6 protein-coding genes are annotated in these 4,746 nt (G+C 70.1%); 3 read left to right on the top strand and 3 right to left on the bottom strand.

Annotation, left to right across the window (positions count from 1 at the left end; translation table 11 throughout):
- A partial coding sequence (locus tag QOZ88_RS18225) for a transposase (RefSeq protein ID WP_306001135.1) occupies positions 1-242 on the top strand: 242 nt, incomplete at its 5' end.
- Between the two features lie 85 nt (positions 243-327).
- Here QOZ88_RS18225 and asnB read toward each other — a convergent pair.
- The 3 genes from asnB to QOZ88_RS18210 are packed head-to-tail and all read right to left on the bottom strand — an operon-like array spanning position 328 to position 3,011.
- A complete protein-coding gene (asnB, locus tag QOZ88_RS18220) occupies positions 328-2,259 on the bottom strand; it encodes an asparagine synthase (glutamine-hydrolyzing) (protein ID WP_306001134.1) in 1,932 nt (643 codons plus the stop codon).
- A 40-nt stretch (positions 2,260-2,299) separates the two neighbouring features.
- A complete protein-coding gene (locus QOZ88_RS18215; RefSeq protein WP_091931331.1) occupies positions 2,300-2,656 on the bottom strand; it encodes a DUF3817 domain-containing protein in 357 nt (118 codons plus the stop codon).
- Complete coding sequence (locus QOZ88_RS18210) at positions 2,646-3,011, bottom strand: metalloprotease (protein WP_306001133.1); 366 nt, start codon at positions 3,009-3,011, stop codon at positions 2,646-2,648. Before QOZ88_RS18210 ends, QOZ88_RS18215 begins: the two co-directional genes overlap by 11 nt.
- 291 nt (positions 3,012-3,302) lie before the next feature.
- On the opposite strand from QOZ88_RS18210, the gene ctaC reads away from it, so the two are divergent.
- Together ctaC and QOZ88_RS18200 are read left to right on the top strand one after the other, a co-directional pair.
- Positions 3,303-4,202 carry an aa3-type cytochrome oxidase subunit II gene (gene ctaC / locus QOZ88_RS18205; RefSeq protein ID WP_306001132.1) on the top strand — a complete coding sequence of 300 codons (900 nt, stop codon included), beginning with the start codon at positions 3,303-3,305 and terminating at the stop codon, positions 4,200-4,202.
- Positions 4,203-4,253: 51 nt separating this feature from the next.
- Positions 4,254-4,658, top strand: coding sequence for a cytochrome c oxidase subunit 4 (locus tag QOZ88_RS18200; protein ID WP_306001131.1), 405 nt, complete (start codon positions 4,254-4,256; stop codon positions 4,656-4,658).
- Positions 4,659-4,746: the final 88 nt, after the last annotated feature.

The raw sequence follows: 4,746 nt of genomic DNA, 5'->3' as shown, positions 1-4,746 counted from the left end.
GCAGAACCCACCGCCACCGGCTCAACCGCGGCGGCGATCGCCAAGCCAACGCCGCCCTCTACCGCGTCGCGCTCTGCCGGATGCGCTGGGAGCCACGCACCCGTGCCTACGTCGAACGCCGCACTAAAGAGGGACTGTCGAAGAAGGACATCATCCGCTGCCTCAAGCGCATGATCGCCCGCGAGCTCTACTACGTCCTACGCCCCGCCCAGTCGGCCGAAAACATCGCCTCGGCCGCTTGACGATCCATAGGAGCATCCTGATCGCCGGGGGTCCTGGCTCACGGTCGACGGTGAGTCAGGACCCCGCACGGTGAGCCAGCCGCTGTCAGAGCCGGACGGGGTAGACCGTCTCCGGGACGTCGGGGGTGATCCGCTGCTCCACGAAGATCCCGTGCCAGACCATGAAGACCAGCAGCGTCCACAGCTTGCGGGAGTGGTCGACGGGTGAGCCGGCCCGCTGGTTCTGCCGGTGCGCGGTGAGCATGGCGAGGACCTGCTGCTTGTCCAGCCACTCCTCGGTCCCGCTGTCCTCGATGATCTGCCGGGCCCAGTCGTGGAGGTCCTCGGCCAGCCAGTGGCGCGTGGGGACCGGGAAGCCGAGCTTGCGGCGGTTCAGCACGTGCGGCGGCACGATCTGCTCGAGGGCGCGCCGCAGGGCGTGCTTCGTCGTCTCCTTGGTGACCCGCTGGCCGACCGGGATGGTCGAGGCCACCCGGAAGACCTCCGGGTCGAGGAACGGGACGCGCAGCTCCAGCGAGTTGGCCATCGTCATTTTGTCGGCCTTGACGAGGATGTCGCCGCGCAGCCAGGTGAACAGGTCCACGTACTGCATCGCCGTCACGTCGTCGTAGCCGGCCGCGCGGGTGCGCTCGTACAGCTCGCGGGTGACGGCGACGTGCGACAGGTCCGGGTCGCGCTTCTCGAGGAAGGTCAGCTCCTCGTCCCGGAAGATGCGCGCGTTGCCGTAGTAGCGCTGCTCCAGGGGGATCGAACCGCGCCGCAGCAGGTCCTTGCCGCGCATTCCGTCGGGCAGCTTGGTGGACAGCGTGCCGAGAGCGCGCCGGACGCCCCCGGGCAGCTTGTCGAAGGCGGCGAGGGACAGCGGCTCCCGGTAGATGTTGTAGCCGCCGAACAGCTCGTCGGCGCCCTCGCCGGAGAGCACCACTTTGACGTGCTTGCGCGCCTCGCGGGCCACGAAGTACAGCGGCACGAGCGCCGGGTCGGCGACCGGGTCGTCGATGTACCAGACGACCAGCGGGATCGACTCCGCGAACTCCTCGGGCGTGACGACCTTGGTGATGTGCTCGACCCCGATCGCGGCCGCGGACTCGGCGGCGACGTCGATCTCGGAGAAACCGTGCCGCTCGAAGCCGACCGTGAAGGTCCGGAGGTCGGGGTTGTAGCGCTTGGCGAGCGCCGCGATGGCCGTGGAGTCGATGCCACCGGAGAGGAAGGAGCCGACGGTGACGTCGGCCCGCATGTGCACCCGCACGGAGTCGTCCAGCACCTCGGCGATCCGGTCGTAGAGCGCCTGCTGCTCGTCCTTCGCCACCGGCCGGATCGGGAAGGAGGGGTGGAAGTAGCGCTCGGTGGACAGCTCGCCGTCGACGACGCGGAAGCGGGTGCCGCTCTCGATGCGCCGGATGCCGCGGTGCAGCGTCGCCGGCTCCGGCACGTACTGCAGGGTCAGGTAGTGCTGCAGCGAGGCCGGGTCGACGCCGCCGGCCGCCGTGCTGCCGCCCAGCATCTCCAGCAGCGCCTTCTTCTCGGAGGAGAAGGCGATCGCGCCGTCGGCCAGGCGGGTGGTGAACAGCGGCTTGATCCCGAAGGGGTCCCGGGCGCCGAACACGGTGCGGGTCTCGCTGTCCCAGATGACGAAGGCGAACATGCCCCGCAGCCGGTCGACGATCTCCTCGCCCCACAGGTGGTAGCCGGCGACGATCGCCTCGGTGTCGCCCTCGGTGGCGAAGGTCGCACCGGCCGCCGCGAGCTCCTGGCGCAGCTCGACGTAGTTGTAGATCTCACCGTTGAAGACGATCCGGTAGCGGCCGTCGGCGTAGGGCATCGGCTGGTGGCTGTGCTCGATGTCGATGAAGGCCAGCCGGTTGAAACCGTAGACGACGCGGTCGTCGTGCCAGACCTCGTTCTCGTCCGGGCCGCGGTGCCGCAGGCAGTGCAGCGCGTCGCGGACGTCGGACACGACGCCCTCGGTCACGCGCGGGGCGTCGGTCGAGAAGTAGGCGAGCAGGCCACACATGGGGCGGGGGACTCCGGGGGTCGGGGGGTGGCCAGGGAGGTCAGACGCGCTCGCCGGCGCGGGTCTTCGCGGTCGCCTTCCGCTCGGCGTAGAAGGAGAGCACCGGGACAGTGCCGGCGACCAACGTCAGGACGGTGCCCTGGAGCGTCCACCGGGCGCGCAGCGCGAGGTCGACCGTCGCCAGCAGGAACAGGCCGTACAGGAAACCGTGCGCGGTGCCGAGCACGGTGGCCGGCTCCGGGACGTGCCAGATGTACTCGAGCGGGACGGCGACGAAGAACAGCGCGACGAGCAGCACACCGACGACCAGTGCCATGGCCCGGTACCGCTGCAGGGCGGCGCCCACGCTGCGGTCGTCGCCCCGACCGGTGGGGGTGGCGGTCCGTTCAGCGGCCATCGGTGCTCCGTTGTCCCAGGGCCCGCTCGTTGAGCTCGGCGAGGTAGGCGTTGTAGGCGGCGAGCTCGGGGTCGCCGCTGGTGTCGATCCGCGGCCGCTGGTACAGCACCACCGCGTTGCCCGGCTGGTCGTCGTCGGGGGAGCGGTGCAGCTCGACGCGCACCATCCGGACGTAGAACCACAGGCCCATGAAGCCGTAGAGCGGCCACTGCAGGGCGTAGCTCCAGTTCACCGCGCCGCCGCCGGCCTCGGCCTTCGACAGCTGCCAGTGGCCGAGGAAGAAGGTGGCGACGAACAAGGCCGCCACGAGCAGGTGCAGGAGCACCCACTTCGGGGTCAGCAGCCGGGAGAACACGGCACCGACTCTAACCGTCCCGTCTGCGCCGGCGGCCGGGACGGCGGGCGTGCCGCGGCGGGTGGGCGCCGGCGCCCGCGGCGGGGGTCGGCGCAGGCCGCCCCCGCATCCCTGCACCGTGGGCCCTCCCGCTGCGACCCGCCCGGACGTCTCCGGTGGTCAGCCCCTGAGGCGGGTCGGCTAGTCTCGGCCCACACTGAGTTCGGCGTGGTTGCAGTCTGCCGAGAACCGGTGGAGATCCGTTGCAATGACCGCTCGGGAGCCGGGCGGAGGACGAGGAGGCAGCGAGCAGTGGCTCGAGGCAGCAGGCTCGCGCGGCTGGCCGCGCTCGGTCTCCTGGGGGCGCTGACCCTCACCGGATGCGAGCTCGGCGAGGCCGAATGGTGGGAGCGCAACTTCGTCCGGTGGGGATGGCCCGAGGGCATCACCGACGAGGCCGAGGCGATGCAGAACCTGTGGATCGGCTCCACCTACGCGGCGCTGATCATCGGCGCGGCGGTCTGGGCGCTCATCGCCTGGACGGTGATCCGGCACCGCAAGAAGGGTGACGAGCTGCCGCGGCAGACGGCGTACAACCTGCCGCTGGAGATCGTCTACACGATCCTGCCGTTCATCATCATCGCCGGCCTCTTCTTCTTCACGATCAACACGCAGAACCAGGTGCGGCAGATCAGCGAGGACCCCGACGAGGTCATCGCCGTCAACGCCTTCAAGTGGAACTGGCAGTTCGTGTACCCCGAGACCGCGGGCCCCGATGGCGAGCCGGTCGACACCGTGGGCACGAGCACCGAGATCCCCATCCTCGTCGTGCCCACCGACCGCACCCTGCGCTTCGAGCTGGCCTCCGCGGACGTGATCCACTCCTTCTGGGTGCCGGAGTTCCTCTTCAAGCTCGATGTGATCCCGGGCAACGAGAACGGCCGGGACAACGTCTTCGAGGTGACCGTCCGCGAGGAGGGCGCCTACGTCGGCCGCTGCGCCGAGCTGTGCGGCACGTACCACGCCTACATGAACTTCGAGGTCCGCGCAGTCACCGGCGAGGAGTACGACGACTACCTGGCCGCCCGGCAGTCCGGGCTGGGCACGTACGAGGCGCTCGAGGAGATCGGGCAGCCGGGCGAGGCCAGCACCACGACCCCGCTGGACCTGGTCCTGGACAAGGTCGAGGACCTTCAGCAGACCGGTGACTGAGGTCTCCGCTCCCGGTAACCGGACCCCCCACATGCTCGAGGAGGCGCGGCCGTGAAGGTCGAGGCACTGATCTTCAATCTCATCGCGGTGTTCTGCTTCGTCTGCGCGATCGTCTACGGCGTCTGGGCCCGGGAGCCCATCGGCACCACGGCGCTGGCGCTCTCGGGTGGGCTCACCATCCTCATCGGTGGGTTCTTCTGGTTCGTCTCACGCCGGATCGACCCTCGCCCCGAGGACCGCAAGGACGCCGAGATCGCCGACGGTGCCGGCGAGCTGGGCTTCTTCAGCCCGGCGAGCTACTGGCCGTTCACCCTCGCGCTGACCGCCGCCCTCATGGGGCTGGGCATCGCGTTCTGGTACCTCTGGCTGATCGCCATCGCCGCGGTCGCGATCCTGATCGCCGTCGGCGGGCTACTGTTCGAGTACTACGTGGGGCAGAACGCCCAGCAGAGCTGAGCCCCGGCACCACGCTCCGGATCCACGGAAGGCCCCCTCCGCCTGGCGGCGGGGGGGGGCGTGGGGGGGGGGGGGGGGGCGGGGAGGG

It is taken from the genome of Blastococcus carthaginiensis (assembly GCF_030731085.1).
Classification (GTDB): Bacteria; Actinomycetota; Actinomycetes; order Mycobacteriales; family Geodermatophilaceae; genus Blastococcus; species Blastococcus carthaginiensis.
The sequence above is the reverse complement of the archived record's forward strand: the minus strand, read 5'-3'. Positions and strand labels throughout refer to the sequence as shown.